Source organism: Curtobacterium sp. CFBP9011 (genome assembly GCF_034045095.1).
Lineage (GTDB): Bacteria > Actinomycetota > Actinomycetes > Actinomycetales > Microbacteriaceae > Curtobacterium.
Map to the genome: position 1 here is coordinate 1 of NZ_JAXCWN010000001.1, position 16,290 is coordinate 16,290.

16 protein-coding genes are annotated in these 16,290 nt (G+C 71.8%); 7 read left to right on the forward strand and 9 right to left on the reverse strand.

All coding sequences use genetic code 11. The annotated features are described in order from the left end of the window. On the reverse strand, positions 1 to 184 hold a 184-nt coding region (locus SOM35_RS00005), incomplete at its 3' end, for a hypothetical protein (protein WP_320513757.1). A 59-nt stretch (positions 185 to 243) separates the two neighbouring features. Between SOM35_RS00005 and SOM35_RS00010 the strand changes: the two genes are divergently transcribed. The 5 genes from SOM35_RS00010 to SOM35_RS00030 all read left to right on the forward strand — a co-directional run bounded on the left by SOM35_RS00010 (position 244) and on the right by SOM35_RS00030 (position 5,275). After that, positions 244 to 2,718, forward strand: coding sequence for a phosphoketolase family protein (locus SOM35_RS00010; protein ID WP_320513759.1), 2,475 nt, complete (start codon positions 244 to 246; stop codon positions 2,716 to 2,718). A gap of 94 nt (positions 2,719 to 2,812) precedes the next feature. Further along, entirely contained in the window at positions 2,813 to 3,298 is a 486-nt protein-coding gene (locus SOM35_RS00015; RefSeq protein ID WP_320513760.1) for a GtrA family protein, read from the forward strand. Then, positions 3,295 to 3,978, forward strand: coding sequence for a fumarylacetoacetate hydrolase family protein (locus tag SOM35_RS00020; protein WP_320513761.1), 684 nt, complete (start codon positions 3,295 to 3,297; stop codon positions 3,976 to 3,978). The genes SOM35_RS00015 and SOM35_RS00020 overlap by 4 nt, the downstream gene beginning before the upstream one ends. A 159-nt stretch (positions 3,979 to 4,137) precedes the next feature. Continuing rightward, positions 4,138 to 5,085 (forward strand): sugar phosphate isomerase/epimerase family protein, encoded by a 948-nt coding sequence (locus SOM35_RS00025; RefSeq protein ID WP_320513763.1) that lies wholly within the window; start codon positions 4,138 to 4,140, stop codon positions 5,083 to 5,085. 10 nt (positions 5,086 to 5,095) lie between these two features. Beyond that, on the forward strand, positions 5,096 to 5,275 hold the full coding sequence (locus SOM35_RS00030; RefSeq protein WP_146248252.1) for a hypothetical protein: 180 nt from the start codon (positions 5,096 to 5,098) through the stop codon (positions 5,273 to 5,275). Positions 5,276 to 5,313: 38 nt separating this feature from the next. Here the strand turns inward: SOM35_RS00030 and SOM35_RS00035 are convergent, their stop codons facing one another. The 3 genes from SOM35_RS00035 to SOM35_RS00045 form a co-directional block, all read right to left on the reverse strand. Further along, positions 5,314 to 5,526 carry a hypothetical protein gene (locus SOM35_RS00035; protein WP_320513766.1) on the reverse strand — a complete coding sequence of 71 codons (213 nt, stop codon included), beginning with the start codon at positions 5,524 to 5,526 and terminating at the stop codon, positions 5,314 to 5,316. 171 nt (positions 5,527 to 5,697) lie between these two features. Beyond that, a complete protein-coding gene (locus tag SOM35_RS00040; RefSeq protein ID WP_320513767.1) occupies positions 5,698 to 9,138 on the reverse strand; it encodes an ATP-dependent DNA ligase in 3,441 nt (1,146 codons plus the stop codon). A gap of 104 nt (positions 9,139 to 9,242) precedes the next feature. Next, positions 9,243 to 9,812, reverse strand: coding sequence for a hypothetical protein (locus SOM35_RS00045; RefSeq protein WP_320513768.1), 570 nt, complete (start codon positions 9,810 to 9,812; stop codon positions 9,243 to 9,245). A gap of 94 nt (positions 9,813 to 9,906) precedes the next feature. On the opposite strand from SOM35_RS00045, the gene ku reads away from it, so the two are divergent. Together ku and SOM35_RS00055 are read left to right on the forward strand one after the other, a co-directional pair. Then, a complete protein-coding gene (ku, locus tag SOM35_RS00050; RefSeq protein ID WP_320513769.1) occupies positions 9,907 to 10,938 on the forward strand; it encodes a non-homologous end joining protein Ku in 1,032 nt (343 codons plus the stop codon). 80 nt (positions 10,939 to 11,018) lie between these two features. Continuing rightward, positions 11,019 to 11,627, forward strand: a complete 609-nt coding sequence (locus SOM35_RS00055; RefSeq protein WP_320513770.1) for an antibiotic biosynthesis monooxygenase — start codon at positions 11,019 to 11,021, stop codon at positions 11,625 to 11,627. Between the two features lie 37 nt (positions 11,628 to 11,664). Here SOM35_RS00055 and SOM35_RS00060 read toward each other — a convergent pair whose 3' ends face one another. From SOM35_RS00060 to uriT, 5 genes are all read right to left on the reverse strand, one after another. Next, on the reverse strand, positions 11,665 to 12,483 hold the full coding sequence (locus SOM35_RS00060; protein ID WP_320513771.1) for a cupin domain-containing protein: 819 nt from the start codon (positions 12,481 to 12,483) through the stop codon (positions 11,665 to 11,667). A 97-nt stretch (positions 12,484 to 12,580) separates the two neighbouring features. Continuing rightward, positions 12,581 to 12,841, reverse strand: coding sequence for a hypothetical protein (locus tag SOM35_RS00065; protein ID WP_320513772.1), 261 nt, complete (start codon positions 12,839 to 12,841; stop codon positions 12,581 to 12,583). Between the two features lie 174 nt (positions 12,842 to 13,015). Beyond that, positions 13,016 to 13,951, reverse strand: a complete 936-nt coding sequence (locus SOM35_RS00070; RefSeq protein WP_320513774.1) for a Ppx/GppA family phosphatase — start codon at positions 13,949 to 13,951, stop codon at positions 13,016 to 13,018. A 34-nt stretch (positions 13,952 to 13,985) separates the two neighbouring features. Further along, entirely contained in the window at positions 13,986 to 14,846 is an 861-nt protein-coding gene (locus SOM35_RS00075; protein WP_320513776.1) for a ribokinase, read from the reverse strand. After that, positions 14,843 to 16,285: a uridine transporter UriT gene (gene uriT, locus SOM35_RS00080; RefSeq protein WP_320513778.1), complete on the reverse strand. Its 1,443-nt coding sequence runs from the start codon at positions 16,283 to 16,285 to the stop codon at positions 14,843 to 14,845. The genes SOM35_RS00075 and uriT overlap by 4 nt, the downstream gene beginning before the upstream one ends. Between the last annotated feature and the right edge of the window lie 5 nt (positions 16,286 to 16,290).

Genomic DNA, 16,290 nt, shown 5'->3' on the forward strand with positions numbered 1-16,290 from the left:
CGAGGGTGATCGTGTTCTTCAGGGACTTGCGCATGTCTTCATTCCTTTGCTTGAACGCGCTCGGCGCGGTTGGTGACAGCGCGCCGAACACACCCCGGCGGTGGGGGTGGAGAACCAGCGGTGAGCTGCTGGTGAGCGCTTGCGGGTGTTTCCCGGCTTGTGACAGTGATTCGGGGCCGTCCACGGATCGGATTGGAGAGATTTCTGGATTCCCCGGATCGGCGTCCTCGTAGCCTGTGGAGCATGTCCTCGACGCACTCCTCCACCGACCGCATCCGCGCGATCGACGCCTGGTGGCGCGCCGCGAACTACCTCACCGTCGGGCAGATCTACCTGCTCGACGACCCGCTGCTCGAGCGGCCGCTCGAGCCCTCCGACATCAAGCCGCGGCTCCTCGGGCACTGGGGCACCTCACCCGCGCTGAACCTCGTGTACGCGCACCTCAACGCCGTGATCAGCGAGACCGGCCGCGACGTCATGTACATCTGCGGCCCCGGGCACGGCGGTCCCGCGATGAACGCGAACGCCTGGCTCGAGGGCACCTGGAACGAGCTCTACCCGGAGATCACGCGGGACACGGCCGGACTGCAGCGCTTCTTCCGACAGTTCTCGTTCCCCGGTGGCATCCCCTCGCACGCGGCCCCGCAGACCCCCGGGTCGATCAACGAGGGCGGCGAGCTCGGTTACTCCCTCGCCCACGCGTACGGCGCGGCCCTCGACAACCCGGACCTCGTCGTCGCGTGCGTCGTCGGGGACGGCGAGGCCGAAACCGGACCGCTCTCGGCGTCGTGGCAGGCGCACACGTTCCTCGACCCGGTGTCGGACGGGGCGGTGCTGCCGATCCTCAACCTCAACGGGTGGAAGATCGCGAACCCGACGGTCCTCGCGCGCATCCCGGACGAGGACCTCCAGGCCTACTTCCGCGGCCTGGGGTACGAGCCGATCGTCGTCGACTCCGGTCGCGTCGACCACGACCCCTTCGCCGTGCACGCCTTGTTCGACGGAGCGCTCCGTCGGGCCCTGGCGACCATCGACGACATCCAGGCCGCCGCCCGCGCGCAGGCAGCCCGCGCCGCCGCCGGCGAGATGGCCGGTGCCGCCGACCTCCGCCCGCGCTGGCCGATGATCGTGCTCCGGACCCCGAAGGGCTGGACCGGGCCGAAGGTCGTCGACGGCCAGCAGGTCGAGGGCACCTTCCGCGCCCACCAGGTCCCGCTGCCGAACGTCCGCGAGGACGAGGGCCACCGCCGGCAGCTCGAGGAGTGGATGCGCTCCTACCGTCCGGAGGAGCTGTTCGACGAGGACGCCCGTCCGATCGGCATCCTCGACACCATCCGGCCGACCGGGGACACCCGGATGAGCGCCACACCGCACGCGAACGGCGGCCGGATCCGCACCGCCCTCGACCGGCCCGGACTCGAGCGCTTCGGGGTGCCGGTGGGCGAGCCGGCCTCGGCCACCGGCACGCTCGGCCCCTGGATGGCCGAACTCATCCAGCGGAACCCGCAGGACTTCCGGCTGTTCGGCCCGGACGAGACGATCTCGAACAAGCTCGACGCGGTCTTCGACGTCACGAACCGCGTCTGGCGTGCCCGACGGGCCGAGGGCGACGAGCACCTGTCCGCACGCGGGCGGGTCATCGAGGTGCTCTCCGAACACCTGCTCGAGGGCATGCTCGAGGGCTACGTGCTGAGCGGTCGCCACGGCGTCCTCAACACGTACGAGGCGTTCGCCCACATCATCGACTCGATGGTCGGCCAGTACGCCAAGTGGCTCGAGTCCTCGACCGCCATCGACTGGCGCGCACCGGTGTCGAACCTGACGATCCTGCTGTCGTCGCACGTCTGGCGCCAGGACCACAACGGCTTCTCGCACCAGGACCCCGGGTTCCTGGACGTCGTCGCGTCGAAGCAGCAGGACCTCGTCCGCATCAAGCTGCCCGCGGACGCCAACACGCTCCTCGCCGTCGCCGCGCACGCGTTGGAGACCACGGACCGCATCGAGGTGATCGTCGCCGGCAAGCACCCCGAACCGGTGTTCCTGTCCCTCGAGGACGCCGTCGCGCACGCCGACGCCGGCGTCGGGACCTGGGACTGGGCCGGCACCGAGCAGGAGGTCGGCCATGTCGACGTCGTGCTCGTCAGCGCCGGTGACGTCCCCACCGTCGAGACCGTCGCCGCCGCGGACATCATCCGGAAGCACGCCCCCGACGTCGGCGTGCGCGTCGTCAACGTGGTCGACCTGCTCGCCATCGGGGACCCGCGGAAGCACGAGCACCCGATCAGCGACGACCGCTACGACGAGCTGTTCCTGCCCGGCACCCCCGCGGTGTTCGCCTTCCACGGGTACCCGACGCTCGTCCACCAGCTCACCTACCGCCGGCACGGGCACGACGACCTGCACGTGCACGGCTTCCTCGAGCAGGGCACCACCACGTCGCCGTTCGACATGCTCATCCGCAACGAGATGGACCGATACGCCCTGGCCCACGACGCGCTCACCCGCGTCGCGGACGGATCCGACCGGTTCGCCGACCTGCTCACCGCTCTGACCGACGCCCGCACGGCAGCCCGGACCTTCGCCTACACGAACGGCGAGGACCACCAGGCCGTCTCCGGGTGGGAGTTCACCGGCTGGCCGCAGGACGAGCCGTCCGACGGCGGGACGGGCGGCGACCCGGGACGCGGCGAGACCGAGGGCGCGGCACCCGGTGCCTGAGCACACGGCAACTGGCCGTCCGGCTGAACGGACTGCCGGTCCGGAAGGCGTGCCGGTCAGCGGACTTCCGGCGACGCCGGTCTAGGGTTGGCCGGTGCAGTCGTTCTCCGTCCGGTCGCTCGTCGAACACCCGGCCCTCCGGTTCCTGGTCGTGGGTGGTCTCGGCTTCGTCATCACGATGGGCATCAACTACGGGTTGAAGTTCTTCGTCATGCCGCAGCACCCGGTGACCGCGCTGTCGATCGGCATCATCGTCGCGACGGTGTTCTCCTACTTCCTCAACAAGAAGTGGTCCTTCGGCGACCGCGGTGAACTCCGCACCGGACACGAGCTGCTGCTGTTCCTCGTCGTCAGCCTGATCGGCGTCGCGCTGAACTCCGCACCGCTCTGGATCTCCCGGTACGTCTTCGGCCTCGAGGTCCCGAACGTGTCGCTCGCCGGCCAGGAACTCGCCGACTTCATCAGCGGGCCCGTCATCGGCACGCTCATCGCGATGGGCTTCCGCTACTGGGCGATGAACCGCTTCGTGTTCCCGGCCCAGCAGACACAGCCCGCTGAGCCGGCCACCCTGGACGCGTGACCGACCTCGTCGTCCCGGCCCCGGGCCTCCCGACCGTGCCCACCGCCACCCGCGGTCGGTTCCCGGTCCGACGCATCCACTGCGTCGGCCGCAACTACGCGGCGCACGCGCGCGAGATGGGCCACGACCCCGACCGCGAGCCGCCCTTCTTCTTCGGCAAGCCGGCCGACGCGATCGTCACCGACGGTCGCGACACCGGGTACCCGACCCTGACCGAGCAGCTCGAGTACGAGGTCGAACTCGTCGTCGCGCTCGGAGCCGGCGGCCAGGACGTCGCCGTCGCCGACGCGCTCGACCTGGTCTGGGGCTACGCGGTGGGCATCGACCTCACCCGGCGCGACCTGCAGGCCGAGGCGAAACGGCTCGGCCGGCCGTGGGACCTGGCCAAGGGGTTCGACCACTCGGCGCCGATCGGCACGATCGTCCCTGCGGGCTCCGTCGACCCGACCACCGGTGGCATCACGCTGCACGTCGACGGGGAACTGCGCCAGTCCGGGGACCTCGCCGACCAGATCTGGTCCGTCGCCGAGACCATCGCTGCGCTGTCCCGTGCCGTCCGCCTGGAGGCCGGCGACCTGCTCTTCACCGGGACCCCGGACGGCGTCGGACCGGTGTCCCGCGGCTCGGTGCTGCTCGGGACGATCGACGGCGTCGGCACGGTCGAGACCCGCATCGTCTGACCCGGCGGGCTGGGAGTCCTCGGAGCCAGCGGGCGTAGAACCGTGCCTGACGCTGTGGGGCGCACGGGGAACGGGGCCCGGCCCGGCGGTGTCAGCAGCCAGGGTGTGCGGCAACTGCAACGACGCAGTCGAGCACGTCCGGATCATGGAGGTGATCCGGTGGAGGAACACGACCTGCTCGCCACGTCGTGGACGTGGTCCGGCGACGAGCCCGTCGGCGAGCGCATCCGCGCCGTCGGACGAGCCGGGTTCGCCGGGCTCGGCCTCTCGGTCGACGACCTGCACGAGGTCCGCTCCACCATCGGGTTCGCCCTGCTCCGACGGATGCTCGACGACGCCGGCGTGGTCTGGGTCCAGGTCGGCACGCTCGGCGACTGGTGGGCCGCCGGCGCCGAACACGACGCCGACCGCGGGGTGGTGCTCGAGGCCGCCGCCAGCCTCAGCGCGTGGCAGGTCGTCGTCCGCGCCGACCACTCCGTACCGGCCGTACCGCTCGGCGCGATGGCGGCAGCGTGGGACCAGCTCGCCGAGCAGGCCGAGGGCGTCGGGGCGCGGCTCGTCCTGGAACCCGAACCGTGGACGAACCTGGCGACCGTGGAACGTGCCTCGCGGTTCGTCGCCGCCGGACACCCGAACGGCGGGCTGCTCCTCGACACGATGCACGCGCTCCGCGGCGGCTCCACCCTGGCCTCGATCGGACAGGGCGTCGTCCCGTCCGCCCTCGCCGCGGTCGAGCTCAGCGACGGGCTGCTGCACGTCCCGAACGGCATGACGCTGGCGGACGAGTCCCGGAACGGGCGCTACCTGCCCGGCACCGGAGCGTGGGACCTGCCCGGGTTCGTCCGCACCGTCCGCGGCCTGGGCTTCGACGAGCCCTGGGGTGTGGAGACCCGCACCCCGGCGCTCCGGGCGATGCCGCTCCCGGACGCGCTCCGGGTGGCGGCTGCGGCGACCCGGGCGGTGCTCGACGCTGCCGATGCACACGACGAACCGCCGGCGCCGGCGATGCCGACCTCGGCCGCGCCGACCTCGGCCGTGGACTACGACGGGCCGGGGACCGCCAGCGGGTCGGGAGCCCGTCGAGCCGATCCAGCGACGTCCGCGTAGCGTGGCGGCCATGACTGATCAGGCACACCCCGGCAACGACGACGCACTGCAGGCTTCGCAGGAGGCCATCGACGAGGCGAAGGCGGCTGCCGCTGACGCCGGGCACGCGGACGAGCGCGCTGCGGCCGAGGAGGAACTGCCCCTGGAGTCCGGCGGGGCGCCGGCGGACGGTCCGGCACCCGCGGCCTGAGCGTCTCGATCAGGCCGCCGGGCTCGCCAGGCGATGGGTCAGTCGTCGTCGACCTGGTCGCCGAGGAAGTCGGCGTAGGTCGCTTCGTGCTCGGCGCCCGCACCCACCATCTGGCGATCGCCCGTCCGTCCACTGCCGGTCCGGTCGTCCGGGCCTGATCCCGTCGAGCCGTCCTGGTCGTCCCGCTGGTCTGCGGTCGCGTCCCCACGCTGCCCCTGAGCGAACGGCGGGAGGTACTTGCTCGCGTCCATGTCGCGTCCTTCCGTCCCGAGGAACGTAACAGCCAGCCCTTGCGCGACGACGGTCACGACCGGATTCGTCCCCCGCCCGGGCCGACAACGGGGGACGGAAGTTCGCCCCGGGCGGACCTCATGCTCACGCATGCGGATTCCGGAGCCCGCATCACGCTGACGCCGGACGCATCATTCTCGGACGACCTGGTCGGGCTCCTTGTCGATGCGCCACCCCCGCCACGAGGGCTGCCGCAGTCGTCCGTCGCCGGTCCACTCGGCGAACTGCACCTCGCCCACGCGTTCCGGACGGACCCAGTGCGCGTCGCGGGCGTCCGGCCGTGGCACGTCGACGAACGGGGAGCCGTCCTGCTCGAGATCGCCGAGCAGCGCTCCGATCTCGTCGAGGTCCCGGTCACGGAACCCGGTGCCGACCTTGCCGACGTACTCCAGCCCGTCGTCCCCCGGGATCCCGAGCAGCAGCGATCCGATCCCGCCCTCGCGTCGACCGGCACCGGGCTTCCAGCCGCCGACGACGACCTCTTGTGTGGCGTGGTGCTTGAGCTTGAGCCAGGACTCCGAGCGACGGCCCTCGGCGTACCGGGAGGACCGCTTCTTCGCGACGATCCCCTCGAGCCCGCGCTTCCGGGACTCGGTCATCGCGGCGGCGAGGTCACCGTCGAACTCCGGTGGGACCTCGATCGGACCGCCGGGTTCGACGACCGTCAGCAGGGCCTCACGCCGCGCGGTGTACCCGAGCCGGGTGAGTTCGTGCCCGTCGGCCTCGAGCACGTCGAACAGCAGCAGGTGCACGGGGGTGGTGGCCTGGGCAGCGCTGACCTCGCGCGGCTTCGTCAGCCCCATCCGGTTCTGCAGCAGCTGGAACGACGGCCGGCCGTGTTCGTCGAGCGCGACGACCTCGCCGTCGAAGACCCCGTCCACGCCGGCGTGCTCGGCGAGCGTCTGCAGCTCGGGGTACTGGTCGGTCAGGTCGTTCCCGTTCCGGCTGCGGAGTCGGACCGTGCCGTCGTGGACGGTGGCGAGGGCGCGGACGCCGTCCCACTTCATCTCGAACGCCCACTGCTCCGGGTCCAGCGCGGGTTCGCCCTCGCGCAGGGAGGCCTGCATGGTGTGGCGCTGCTCCGGCGCGGTGTCCGACTCGGCGGCGTGCTCGATCCGCGCGGCGGTGTGCGCACGGCCGCCGCCGTGCCCGTCACGCTGGCCGGTACGGGAACCGGCACCGGCACCGCTCCCGGCACCGCTGCCGTCGCCGCCGGCATCGGGCTGGTCCTTCGTCCGGTGGATGAGCCAGCTCTTCTCGTCCCCGGTTCGTCCACGGCCGTGACCGCGGGTGTGCAGGAGCGCGAGCCGTCGGACACCGTTGGTCCGGCCGTGCAGGGTGACGATGACCTCTTCGTCCTCGCGCCACTTCTCGAGCTCGTACGTGCCGTCGTCCCAGATCGTCACGGTGCCGCCGCCGTACTCGCCCGCGGGGATGATCCCCTCGAAACCGCCGTACTCCAGCGGGTGGTCCTCGGTGTGGACGGCCAGGTGGTTCGCCCCGGGGTCGGTCGGTTCGCCCTTCGGCAGCGCCCAGCTCACCAGGACCCCATCGTGCTCAAGACGGAAGTCGTAGTGGTTGCGGGTGGCGTGGTGTTCTTGGATGACGAACGTCGGTGTGCCGTCGGTCCGCACCGTCGGGGAGCCCTGCGGGACGGGTTCCGGGGTCTTCGACGCGTCCCGCTTGGCGCGGTAGGTCGTCAGGCGGTCCTGCAGCTCCTGTCGTTCCTGGCGTTCGCGCTCGTTCACCGCTTCGGTCCGCGCCCCGTCCCAGTGCCCGGCGTCCGCACGCCCGACACCGAGCGACGCCGCGGCGACGGGGTGCAGCAGGTCGCCGAGGTCCGGCATCCGCTCGAGCACCTGGTCAAGGGTCAGGTGGGTCAACCCGGGCTCGGTCAGCTCCTTCCACGTCCGAGGTGCCGCGACCGTCGGGTGCGACCGGCCACGCAACGAGTACGGCGCGATCGTGGTCTTGTTGCCGTTGTTCTGCGACCAGTCGACGAACACCTTGCCAGCTCGCTCGGCACGGCTCATCGACGAGAGCACCAGGTCCGGCATGTCCTGTTCGAGCGCCTTCGCCAGCTCGTGGGCGACGTCGGACACCTGCTGCGCCGTCGCGGTGCCGTCGAGGGCCGCGTACAGGTGGATGCCCTTCGACCCGGAGGTCACCGGGTACGGCTCGAGTCCCATCCCCTGCAGCACCGAGCGGGCCGCCACCGCCACCTCGACGCACTCGGGCAGCCCGACGCCGTCGCCCGGGTCCAGGTCGAGCACGAGCCGGTCCGGGTTCTGGTGTCCCCCGCGCGGCCCGAAGCGCCACTGCGGCACGTGCAGCTCGAGCGACGCCTGCTGCGCCATCCACACCAGGGTCGGCAGGTCGTCGACCACCGGGTACTCGACGTCGTGGTGCTCGTGGTGGATGGTGTGGTGCCGGATCCACTCGGGCGCGGAGTCGGGCAGGTTCTTCTCGAAGAAGACCTTGCCGTCGACGCCGTTCGCCCAGCGCTTCCGGGTCATCGGGCGGCCGGTGACGTGCGGGATCATCCACGGGGCGATCCGCTCGTAGTAGGCGACCACCTGCCCCTTCGTCGTGCCGGTCTGCGGGTAGAGCACCTTGTCGAGGTTCGTCAGCGCCAGCCGCCGGTCCCCCACCTGCACGGTGGTCTTCTTCGCGACCGGGCTCACAGTGCGACCCCCCGTGGCACCGCCGACCGTGAGCGTGGTGCCCGACGTGTAGGACGACTCGGGTCCGGCCAGGTGGACGTAGGCGCTGGCGAGTTCGACGGGCTGCGCCGGCCGGCCGAACGGGGTGTCCTGGCCGTACGCCGCGATCTCGTCACCCGGGTAGCTGATCGGCTGCAGCGGGGTCCACACCGGACCGGGGACCACGGTGTTCGCCCGGATGCCCTTCGGCGCGAGCTGCCGTGCGAGTCCGTTCGTGTAGGTGATGATGGCGGCCTTCGTGGCGGCGTAGTCGATCATCCGGTCCTGTGGCTCGTACGCCGACACCGAGCTCGTGGTGACGATCGCGCTGCCCGGGGCCAGGTGCGGGACCGCGGCGCGGGTGAGCCAGAACAGCGAGTACAGGTTGACCTTCATGGTGCGGTCGAAGTCCTCGGTGCTCTGCTCGGTGATGTCGGCGTGCACCTGCTGGTGGCCTGCGACCAGGACCAGGGCGTCGAGTCCGCCGAGCAGGTCGACGGCGGTGCGCACGAGTTCGGTGCAGAACGACTCGTCCGTCAGGTCCCCCGGCAGCATGACCGCCTTCCGCCCCACGTCGGCGATGACGTCGCGGACCTCGGTCAGGTCGTCGAGCTCTTCCGGCAGGGCGTTCAGGGCGACATCGGCCCCTTCCTTGGCCATCGCGATCGCGGCCGCCCGACCGATGCCGGAATCCGCCCCGGTGACCAGGACGCGGTAGCCGCGCATCCGGCCGGTCCCCTGGTAGGTCGTCTCGCCGTGGTCGGCCGGCGGGTCGAGGTCCGCCGCCCGTCCGGACCCCTGCTGCGTCTGCGCGGGGAACGGCGGCCGCGCGTACTGGTCGCGCGGGTCCTGCTTGTCGAGCTGGCTCATGGCCCCATCGTGCTCGCGGTACCGGACCGGCGACACAGGAGCGGTGAGGTCCGTGGAGAACGCGGGGCGGGCCTCCCGGCTGTGCAGGAGAGGACCGGCCGACGTCAGACGGACGCGACCACGCGCGCCGGTGCGTCGAGCAGGCGTCGCGCCGACGGGCGCACTTTGCGCACCTGCACGAACTGGACCGCCGCCAGGACCGCCCACACCGCGGCGAACGCCCAGTCGCGTGTCTCTCCAGAGATCGCGAGGGCGGCCCACAGGCACGCGACCACCGCGGCGGCCCACGCGCCGAACAGCTGCCGTGAGGAGTCGCCGAGCAGCTGGCGGACCCGCGGACGCCACACGGTGTCGGGGACCTCGTCCGGCACGCGGCCGGACCGGACCCAGGCTCGCGTCTCGAGGAGAGTGGTCCGGCCGCCACGAGCCCACCACGCGCGCAGCATGGCCACGGGGATGGCCACGGCGAGCGCCACGCCGATGACGATGACCGTCACCCAGGGGAAGGGCCCGTCGGCCGTCAGGCCCGCCCCGACACCGATCGCCAGCCCGACCGCCGCACCGAACGCGAGCAACGCACACCCGGCTGCGTCCAGTCGATCCCCCGTCGTTGGCGACGTCTGCACCGTCTGCTGTGCTGTCGCCTGCTCCGGCACACTGCGTTCCCCCGTCATGAGGCGGGACGATACGCCCGCCTGCTCCCCACCGCACCTGCCGATCCGCTCAGAACTGGGGGTCGCCTCGCGCGCGTGCGAGCATCATGAGCGCATGAGGTCGATCTGGAAGGGCTCCATCGCGTTCGGGCTCGTCAACGTGCCCATCAAGGTCTACGCGGCGACCGAGACGCACGACGTCTCCCTGCACCAGATCCACGACGAGGACAAAGCCCGCATCCGCTACAAGCGGGTCTGCGAGCTCGGGCACGAGGTCGAGTACGGCGACATCCAGCGCGCCTACGACGACGGTGAGAAGACCGTCGTCCTGACCCCTGACGACTTCAAGCAGCTGCCGCAGGAGCAGTCGCACGAGATCGAGGTCCTGGAGTTCGTCCCCGTCGACCAGGTCGACCCGATGATGTTCGAGAAGACGTACTACCTGGAGCCGGACTCCCGCTCCCCGAAGGCGTACGTGCTGCTCCGGAAGACGCTCGAGCAGACCGACCGGCTGGCGATCGTGCAGTTCACCCTCCGCCAGAAGACCCGGCTCGGTGTGCTGCGGGTGCACGACGACGTGCTGCTGCTGCAGGGGCTGCTGTGGGGCGACGAGGTGCGCGCCGCCGACTTCTCGGCGCTCGACACCTCGGTGAAGGTCAGCGCGAACGAGCTGAAGATGTCGTCCTCGCTCGTCGAGAGCATGTCCACCGACTTCGACCCGGACCGCTACACGGACGAGTACCAGGAGGAGCTGCAGCAGCTCATCGACGCCAAGCTCGAGGCGGGCGACGACGTCGACACCGCCGAGACGTTCGGCGAGCAGGCATCGTCGGACGACGACGACGCGGGCGGTGACGTCATCGACCTGATGGCCGCCCTGCGCGCGTCGGTGGACAAGAACCGTGGCGGTGGGTCCCGGTCGGGAGGCTCGGGGTCGCGTTCCTCGGGCGGCTCGCGATCGCGCGCGGCCGGCTCCCACGAGGACGCGGGCAGCTCGGGCGACGACGCGGACGGTTCCGGCGACCGGAAGCCGGCGGCGAAGCGGACTGCGGCGAAGGCGCCCGCGAAGAAGGCACCGGCGAAGAAGGCTCCCGCGAAGAAGGAACCTGCGGCGAAGCGGGCTCCCGCCAAGAAGAAGGCGAGCTGAGGGCCTCCCGTCACGGTTGCCGTTGCGCTCGCCGTCCGGCCGTCATGCGCGTGTAACACGTTGAGCGCGACACTTGTCGGATGACTCCACAAGAGCCTGGCAGCCTGTCCCCATCATCACCCGAGATCGCCGGCCCACCCGTCACCGTGTCCATCACCCGCCTGGTCGAACCCGAACGGATCCCCGAGGTCACCCGCTGGGTGCAGTCCGGCGTGAACCTCGCCAACCGCTTCCCCGGGTTCCTCGGATCCGGGTGGGTCCGCTCCACCGCCCGGTCCCGCGAGTGGCACATGCTCTACCGCTTCGCCGACCACGACTCCCTGTCCACGTGGGAGAACTCCGACGACCGGCTGCGTTGGCTCGACCTGGGGCGGGACCTCGTCGTGGAGTCCCGCGTCGAGAAGCGGACCGGCATCGAGGGGTGGTTCGACGTCCCGCAGGACGCCCCGGCCTCGAGCGCCCCGCCACGCTGGAAGCAGGCGGTGAGCATCTGGCTCGGGTTCTTCCCCGTCAACCTGGTCTTCACTGTCCTGGTCGGATGGCTGCTGCCGTCCTTCGCGCACCTGGCGGCGCTGCCCCGGGTGCTCATCACGACGCTGGTGCTCACGCCGATCATGACGTTCTGGGTGCTGCCGTTCGTGACGAAGCTGATCCGCCCCTGGTTGCTGGCCCCGCCCCGCCGCCCCTGATCGGCCCCGCCCCGCCGCCCCTGATCGAGGTGGCGGGTCAGCTCGCCGTGCCGGAGGCGGCAGCGCGGGCGGAGAGCCCGGCGAACGTGTCGTCGTGGGTCTGCCGCAGGGCAGTCCAGCCCGCGGTCACGTCGATCGACTCCTGACCCGCGACCGGCGCCGCGAACCCGTGCTGTGCTCGGGGGACGGCGTCCCCGGGCAGCCGGAGCTCCTGCGTGAAGGCACCGGTGTCCGCGGCGAAGGTCAGGGTGTGCGCGGCGACGTTGCTGTCCCAGTCCGCGGACGGCCACGACATGAAGGCGACGTGGCGCGGCGGAATGACCGCGTCGATGGCGGTGGCCGAGACGTAGCAGCCGTGGTGGTCCTCTCCCGGCGAGAGGATCGTGTACGTCCCGTTGTCGCGGTAGACCAGCAGCGCTTCGGCGAACGGCTTCGGGCCGTACATGGCGGTGTAGCGCAGTGCGTGCACGAACACCGGCAGTCCGAGGGCGACGGTGACGTGCGAGCCGCGCATCGGGCCGACTGCGGACGGCGGGTCGGTCGGCGTCGCGATCTCGGTCCCGGGCAGGCGGTGTGCGACGTACAGGAGCTCGGTGTCGTCCGTCCCGGTGGCCCGGCCCTCGTGCACGATGCGCGGCTCCTCGACGAGCGCGTGACCCGGGCCGACGGCATGCGTCGCTTCCGGGCTGGCGTGCGTCAGCTCGCCGCGGACCACGAGACCCGTCTGGCGGGCGTCGTGCCGGTGCCACCCGGTCGTGGACCCCGGCGGGAACACCGCGTGCCGGACCTCGTAGGTGCTGCCGTCCGGTCCGTCGACGGTGGCGAGCAGGGTGGTCGTGGGGGCGAGTCCGGTCATCGTGGTCCTCTCGGTGGCTGGGCTGTCGCTCGATCGTGGTGCACCGGTCTGGGACGGTGGTCGACGTGGCACGAGGACTTGCTCAGCGAGCGCGCCGTCAAGACCGGGCTGCCGGGCCGTTGCGTCGCCGCCGCGAGCCACGGCCGGCCAGGGTGATGATCGCGGTGATGCAGATCACTACGCCCGCCATCAACCAGTCGCGGACCGCACCCAGACCGCCGACTGCCGCGACGACGACGACGGCCGTCAGGACCGCAACCGGGAAGCAGGCGGCAACGGCCTTCGGCAGGTACCTGCCGGCCGACCAGGCCGCTCCGAAGAACGCGGCGACACAGAGTGCGATGAGGAGGTCGGTCATCGGGGGTCCCTTCCGGCCGTGGAGGCCTCGACACCCGCGCTTCGACTGCCGTCGGAAGCCACCGTAGCGGTCGGCGAGACGATCGTATTGCTCATACCCGTCAGAAGAATCCAGCATGACACCGCGCGGTTGTCGTCCTTCCGACGTTGCTGCCGACGGGACTCCTCGACAGGGTCAGCCGAGGACCGACAGCTGGTCCAGCCGCTCGAGGATCACGCCCTCGCGGAGCGCCCACGGGCAGATCTCCAGCGCGGGCAGATCGAAGATGTCCAGGCACGCCTCGGCGACGAGCGCCCCCGGCACGACCTGGTGCGCCCGGCTCGGCGAGACCCCGGGCAGCGTGCCGAGCTCGTCGACCGACATGGTCAGCAGCGCCGGCAGCCGGTCCCGGAGCGCCGCCCCGTCGAGCACGCGCGGCACGAGCGGCCCCGCGGCCGAGGGCGCTGCGCCGCAGATCCGGGCGATGGAGCGGAACGTCTTCGAGGTGGCCACGGCGCGGTCCGGCGCTCCGGCCCGCAGCAGCCGTCCGGCTTCGCGGGCGATCTCGACGCGGACCTCGTGCCGGACCCGGCGCAGCTCGTCCGGGCTGGGGGTGCCGGCCGCGAAGTAGGTGCGGGCCAGCCGTGCGGCTCCGATCGGCATGGACCAGGCGACGTCGGGTGCCTCGTCCGCACCGCCGGCGATCTCGAGCGAGCCCCCGCCGATGTCGAACACCGCGAGTCGTCCGGCGGACCAGCCGAACCAGCGGCGCACGGCCAGGAAGGTCAGCCGGGCCTCGTCCGACCCGGAGAGCACGGCGAGCTCCACCCCGGTCTGCTCCTGCACGTGGGCGAGGACGGCGTCGGAGTTCACGGCGTCGCGGACGGCGGACGTCGCGAACCCGAGCATGTCCTCGCAGCCGCGGTCCTCGGCGACGCGGACGGACTCCGCCACGAAGTCGGTCAGTGCGTCGATGCCGACCTGCGTCACCGCGCCCCGGTCGTCCAGGTGTTCAGCGAGCCGGAGCGGCCGCTTGAACGACGACGCGGGCAGCGGGGCAGCACCCCCGTGGGCGTCGACGACGAGCAGGTGACCGGTGTTCGAACCGATGTCGAGGACTCCGACGCGCATGCGCCCACGGTAGCGGTCGGACGGGAGGCCCGGATCACGTCCCGAGGAACGCCTCCAGCTGCGCGGTGGTCGGGTACGACGCCTGTGCGCCCTCACCCGTCGCCGCGTAGGCGCCGACCCCGGCGGCGAACCGCGCAGCCTCGACCAACGAGTCCCCCGCGGCGAGCCGCAGTGCGACCGCTCCCATGAAGGCGTCCCCGCACCCCGTGGTGTCGACCGCCTCGACGGGCACGGCGGGGACCTCGACCGGCCGGGCGTCCCCGTCGTGCACGACCGAGCCGTTCCCGCCCCGGGTGACGATCGAGCGTCGGACGCCGTGGTCCCCGAGCGCGGCGGCCTCGTGCTCGTTGACGAGCAGGACGTCGGTCAGCTCGAGGAGCTCCGGCGGGACGGCACCGAACGGGGACAGGTTCGTCAGCACCGTTGCCCCGGCGGCGTGTGCGGCCCGGGCGGCGGCGAGCACCGCGTCCATCGGGACCTCGAGGCAGAGCCCGAGCACGGCGGCGTCGTGGAAGACGTCGGTGGGCAGGTCGTCGGGCGAGAGCGTGGCGTTGGCGCCGCCGGAGATGACGATGGTGTTCTCGCCGCGGCCGTCGACGGTGATGACGGCCGTGCCGGTGGCGGTGTCGGGCCGGACCACGACGTGGGTGGTGTCCGCGCCGGAGGCCGCGACGGAGTCGCGGAGCAGCGTGCCGTTGCCGTCGTCGCCGACCGCGCCGACCATGCGGACGGTGCCCCCGAGCCGCCCGGCCGCGACGGCCTGGTTGGCGGACTTGCCGCCGGGCAGGGTCGCCAGGTCGGAGCCGTGCAGGGTCTCCCCCGGCTGCGGGAAGCGCTCGGTGCGGACGACGAGGTCCGCGTTCAGCGACCCGACGATCACGATCGTGTCGGTCATCGGAGGGACTCCTTCTGCGGGACGGCGGTACCGGGCTGGGCGGTACCGGGCCGGGCGGCACCGGTCTCGGCGCTCTCCGGGCGGGGGATGAGGAACGAGGTCGCCAGGGCAGCGGTGGTGATCACGGCACCGAGCAGCATCCCACCGGAGTACCCGGCCGTCCCCGAGGACCCGCCGACCCCGAGCGCGATCTGCAGCGCCGGCAGCACGGCGAAGCTGACGCCCGCGCCGAGGTTGAACGCGCCGGCGTTGAGTCCGGGCAGGAAGCCGGGGTTCGAGTCCGGGGACAGCACGATGCCCAGGCCGTTGAGGATGATGTTCGCGATGCCGGCGTAGGTGATGCCGATCAGCACCGTGGCGGTGACGAGCACCGGCAGCGAGTGCACCCCGACGAGCGCCATCAGGACGGTGGCGACGATGCTGCCGACCAGGCCGACGCGCAGGACGGCGCGGTAGCCGAGGGTCGGCGCGAGCCGGCCGGCGAACGGTCCGACGACCCAGCCGACCAGTGCGTACGGCGTGAGGAACACGAGGGAGGCGAGGTCGGCCTCCATCCCGAAGCCCGCGTCGCCGTTCTGGGCGAGCGAGGTGACGAGCCCGTTGACGACGGCGAACACCCCGGTCATCGTGAGGAACGTCGTGGCGAGCAGTGCCCAGGTGGCCCGGCGCTTGAGGAACCGGGTCTCGACGAGCGGTTCGCGGACACGCGACTCGACGGCCCAGAACACGGCGAAGGCGGCGAGTGCGACGACCACCCCTCCGACCACGAGCACGGGGTCCGCGTCGCCGAGCTTGCCGGCCTCGTTGAAGGCCGTGAGCAGGGCACCGACCGAGACGACGAGCGGCACGACGCCGACCCAGTCCATCCGGGTGCCGGCGGACGGGCGGGACTCGACGCCCCACTTCGCGACGAGTGCGAGGGCGATGACCGTGACGACGGCGATCACCCAGAAGATCCCGCGGAAGCCGAAGTGGGTCGCGATCCACCCACCGGCGAGGGCGTCGATGCCGGCGATGCCGCCGTTCACCGCGGTGAGCAGCCCGAGGGCGGCGCCGTAGCGCTTCGGGTCGCTGATCTCGTTCCGCAGGACGAGCAGGCTGATCGGGACGACCGGGCCGGTGACGCCCTGGATGATGCGGCCGGTGAACAGCATCGGGACGTTCACCGCGAGGGCGGCGACGACGCTGCCGACGAACATCACGGCGAGCATGGCGACGAGCACCCGCTTGCGGCCGACGATGTCCGACAGCCGGGGCAGGAACAGCGAGAACAGCGCGGCGAGCGTGAAGTACAGCGTCTGCGACAGGCCGATCGTGGCGTCGTCCGTCTTCAGTTCGCGCGCCATCGTGACGAGGGCGGGGCTGAGCATGCTGGCGTTGAGCTGGAACGCGATGCACGCGGCCAGCAGCGCTGCGGTGAGCGCACCGATCGACTTCACGGCGC

Coding starts and splice junctions, on each gene's coding strand:
- SOM35_RS00010 (WP_320513759.1), top strand. CDS start 244: ATGTCCTCGACGCACTCCTCCACCGACCGCATCCGCGCGATCGACGCC.
- SOM35_RS00030 (WP_146248252.1), top strand. CDS start 5,096: ATGACTGATCAGGCACACCCCGGCAACGACGACGCACTGCAGGCTTCG.
- SOM35_RS00035 (WP_320513766.1), bottom strand. CDS start 5,526: ATGGACGCGAGCAAGTACCTCCCGCCGTTCGCTCAGGGGCAGCGTGGG.
- SOM35_RS00040 (WP_320513767.1), bottom strand. CDS start 9,138: ATGAGCCAGCTCGACAAGCAGGACCCGCGCGACCAGTACGCGCGGCCG.
- SOM35_RS00045 (WP_320513768.1), bottom strand. CDS start 9,812: ATGACGGGGGAACGCAGTGTGCCGGAGCAGGCGACAGCACAGCAGACG.
- ku (WP_320513769.1), top strand. CDS start 9,907: ATGAGGTCGATCTGGAAGGGCTCCATCGCGTTCGGGCTCGTCAACGTG.
- SOM35_RS00055 (WP_320513770.1), top strand. CDS start 11,019: ATGACTCCACAAGAGCCTGGCAGCCTGTCCCCATCATCACCCGAGATC.
- SOM35_RS00060 (WP_320513771.1), bottom strand. CDS start 12,483: ATGACCGGACTCGCCCCCACGACCACCCTGCTCGCCACCGTCGACGGA.
- SOM35_RS00065 (WP_320513772.1), bottom strand. CDS start 12,841: ATGACCGACCTCCTCATCGCACTCTGTGTCGCCGCGTTCTTCGGAGCG.
- SOM35_RS00070 (WP_320513774.1), bottom strand. CDS start 13,951: ATGCGCGTCGGAGTCCTCGACATCGGTTCGAACACCGGTCACCTGCTC.
- SOM35_RS00075 (WP_320513776.1), bottom strand. CDS start 14,846: ATGACCGACACGATCGTGATCGTCGGGTCGCTGAACGCGGACCTCGTC.